Here is a 2,972-nt window from a genome sequence, read left to right on the forward strand (position 1 = left end):
GTCCACGCTATCGCCACTGGTGGCCACCATGCCCACCGCACCCGGCCCGGTCGAGCCCAGCCACGCTTCGCTGGCGGTGATGCCGTTTGTCGAGGAGAGCGGCGGCACGCGCGGCGGATTGGCCGACGGTTTCACCCACGACATCATCACCCGCCTGGCCAAGCTCAGGGATTTCTTCGTCATCGCGCGCGGATCGGTGTTTGCGCTGGCAGAGCAGAACATCGCGCCCGAGGATGCCGGCCGCCGGCTGAATGTCGACTATGTCGCCACCGGCACGGTGCGCAGCCCGTCCGGCCGCCTCATCGTCAGCGTCGAGCTGATCGAGGTGCGCAGCGCCAGGATCGTCTGGGCCGAGACCTTCGAGCGCAGGCCCGATGACATCTTTTCCGTGCTCGACGACATCGGCAACAGCATCGTCTCCTCGATCTCGGCCGAGATCGAAACGGTCGAGCGCAACCGCGCCATGCTGAAGGCGCCCAGCTCGCTCAACGCCTGGGAGGCGTACCATCGCGGCCTCTGGCACATGTACCGCTTCACCCAGGCCGAAAACGAGCAGGCGCGGCATTTCTTTGCCCAGGCCTTGCAGCTCGACCCGACCTTCGCCCGTGCCTATGCCGGCCTGTCCTTCACCCACTGGCAGAACGCCTTCCAGCGCTGGGGCGATCGCGACCGCGAAAGCGCGCTGGCCTTCGAGAGCGCCGGCCACAGCCTGCTGGTCGACGACCACAATCCGGCCGCCCATTGGGCGATGGGCCGGGCGCTGTGGCTGCGCGGCGAGCAGGACGGCTCGCTGCTCGAACTCGAGCGGGCGGTCGATCTCAGCCCCAACTTCGCGCTCGGCCACTACGCTTTGTCCTTCGTGCATTCGCAGTCGGGCGACCCGCGAGCGGCGATAGGCTCTTCCGATCATTCGCGCCATCTCAGCCCGTTCGACCCGCTGCTGTTCGGCATGCTGGGCGCACGCGCCATGGCGCATGTCCGGCTCGGCCAGTTTGAGGAGGCGGCCGAATGGGCGCTGAAGGCGGCGGCGCGGCCCAACGCCCACGCCATCATACTGGCGATCGCCGCGCACTGCCTGGCGCTGGCCGGACGGCTCGACGAGGCGCGCGGCTTCGCCGCCGCCATCCGCAAGACAAGGCCGGACTATTGCGCCGACGATTTCATCGGCACCTTTCGCTTCGAACCGGATGCCGTAGCGCTGTTCCGGCAGGGCGCCAGCCGCATCGGGCTCAACTGAAGCCCGGGATCGCCATCTTGGGGATCGCGTGGGAATTTCGCCTCAAATCCGCCAGGTTAACGAAGTCGGAAGGAGTTGTTTAACCGTTAGCTTCTATGTCACGGCCCGGGGGGCCGACAAAGTGAGTATGATGAGCAACAGCCCCGACAAGCGCAATGAATGGCGCGCCATATTTTACGTGCAGGCTCGCGTTGCCATCCTGTTTGTCCCGGTGGTTGCCAGCCTGCTTATCATAGCGGCGCTTGCCGGAAACGAACGCAAGTCGGTTCCCAGCATGATCGACCCGACCGTCACCGGCTCCGTGCGGTAGGCGCTATCGGTCGGCGTTAGCCCTCTCGGGGAGAGCGCCTTCTGAAGAAAAAAGAAGGTCGAGGGAAAGGCCCTCCCGATCAACGAGGGAAGGCGCCATGCGCTTTTCCTGGGAAACCACTTCACACTTTCCCGGACTTGCTCCAGGAGAGCGTGCTTTCCGGCAGCATTCGCTTGAGCACGTCGTCCTTGCGGATGAAATGATGCCATAGCGCCGCGGCCGCGTGCACTCCGGCGAGGATGAGGATCGAATTGGCGCACAGGCTGTGCAGTTCCCTGATGAACCGGGCCGTGTCGCGGTCGGGCGATACCGGGGCCGGGATGGTGAAGAGGCCGAAGAAGCTCAAGGCGTCGCCCCTATACCAAGTCAGCAGGATGCCGAGAGCCGGAATGGTCACCAGCAGCGCATAGAGCAGCAGATGCGCGATCTTGGCCGCCCATCGTTCAAGGTCCGACATTTCCGTCGGCAGCCCTGGCGTTCCCAGTATCAGGCGCAGGCCGACGCGGATGACGACCAGCGCAAACAACAGCAGCCCGAACGAAATATGGAACCACCAGACGAGCGCGCTGCCGGGATCGCCGCGCGGAAAAAGTTCTTCCACATAGGTCAAGCCATAAAGGCCGATGACCAGCAGAAACACCGCCCAGTGAATGGCTTTTTGCGCGCTTGTATAGGTGGGGTGCATGCGAGCCTTCCAGTTTTGAATGTTTCTAAACTAGCCGCGATCATGTCAAAGCTTTGTCGGGCTCGGATGATCGTGAGCTGGCAGGACACTGGAACGGGTAGGCTGTCAGTTTGCGGACAGTCGGGCATCGAGCGCGTAATGCTGGACAAAGAAAAACCCGGGCGAACCGGGCTCTTCTTCGGCGTCTCCAGGGCGCTCAAACAAAGCGCGGGATCGGACCGTTCTGCGGGGTCACATCGTCGCCGAGGTCGACAAACACCTCGTCGACATAGCACCATGCCCAGCCTTCGGGCGGATCGTAGCCCTCGATGATCGGATGCTTGATGGCGTGGAAATGCTTGGTGGCGTGGCGGTTGGGCGAGTCGTCGCAGCAGCCGACATGGCCGCAGGTACGACACAGCCGCAGATGCACCCATTGCGACCCGCTCTTCAGGCATTCCTCGCAGCCGAGCGCGCTCGGCGTGACCTTCCTGATGTCGCGCGTATGTCTGCATTCATCCATCATGGTCTCCCGGCCATTCGAAATGTGTCGGCGTTGCCGCGCGCGAGGTAGGCATGCAGAGCCGCGACCACCTGGGCGCCTTCGCCGACAGCCGCCGCGACCCGTTTGACCGAACCGGCGCGGACATCGCCTATGGCGAACACGCCGCTGCGGCTCGTCTCCATCTGCGCCGATCCTATGTCCGATCCGCCATCTCTTCCTCTTCATCGGCGCCGATCCGAACACCGATTGGCTGGCC

The 2,972-nt window shown here is 64.0% G+C and carries 3 protein-coding genes and 2 pseudogenes; 2 read left to right on the forward strand and 3 right to left on the reverse strand.

Going from position 1 to position 2,972, the window contains the following annotated elements; all coding sequences use genetic code 11:
* Positions 1–1,237 (forward strand): annotated as a pseudogene (locus tag EN884_RS14925) (transcriptional regulator); the annotation flags it as partial.
* Positions 1,238–1,364: 127 nt separating this feature from the next.
* Positions 1,365–1,547: a hypothetical protein gene (locus tag EN884_RS14930; RefSeq protein WP_013528612.1), complete on the forward strand. Its 183-nt coding sequence runs from the start codon at positions 1,365–1,367 to the stop codon at positions 1,545–1,547.
* A gap of 121 nt (positions 1,548–1,668) precedes the next feature.
* Here EN884_RS14930 and EN884_RS14935 read toward each other — a convergent pair whose 3' ends face one another.
* The 3 genes and pseudogenes from EN884_RS14935 to EN884_RS39540 all read right to left on the reverse strand — a co-directional run.
* Entirely contained in the window at positions 1,669–2,232 is a 564-nt protein-coding gene (locus EN884_RS14935; protein ID WP_063169663.1) for a cytochrome b, read from the reverse strand.
* A gap of 196 nt (positions 2,233–2,428) precedes the next feature.
* Positions 2,429–2,737 (reverse strand): UBP-type zinc finger domain-containing protein, encoded by a 309-nt coding sequence (locus EN884_RS14940; RefSeq protein WP_063169662.1) that lies wholly within the window; start codon positions 2,735–2,737, stop codon positions 2,429–2,431.
* Positions 2,734–2,972 (reverse strand): annotated as a pseudogene (locus EN884_RS39540) (hypothetical protein); the annotation flags it as partial. The gene EN884_RS14940 and the pseudogene EN884_RS39540, both read right to left, overlap by 4 nt.

The organism is Mesorhizobium sp. M7A.F.Ca.AU.001.01.1.1, from assembly GCF_004022735.1.
GTDB classification, from domain to species: Bacteria; Pseudomonadota; Alphaproteobacteria; order Rhizobiales; family Rhizobiaceae; genus Mesorhizobium; species Mesorhizobium ciceri.

Coding starts and splice junctions, on each gene's coding strand:
- EN884_RS14930 (WP_013528612.1), top strand. CDS start 1,365: ATGATGAGCAACAGCCCCGACAAGCGCAATGAATGGCGCGCCATATTT.
- EN884_RS14935 (WP_063169663.1), bottom strand. CDS start 2,232: ATGCACCCCACCTATACAAGCGCGCAAAAAGCCATTCACTGGGCGGTG.
- EN884_RS14940 (WP_063169662.1), bottom strand. CDS start 2,737: ATGATGGATGAATGCAGACATACGCGCGACATCAGGAAGGTCACGCCG.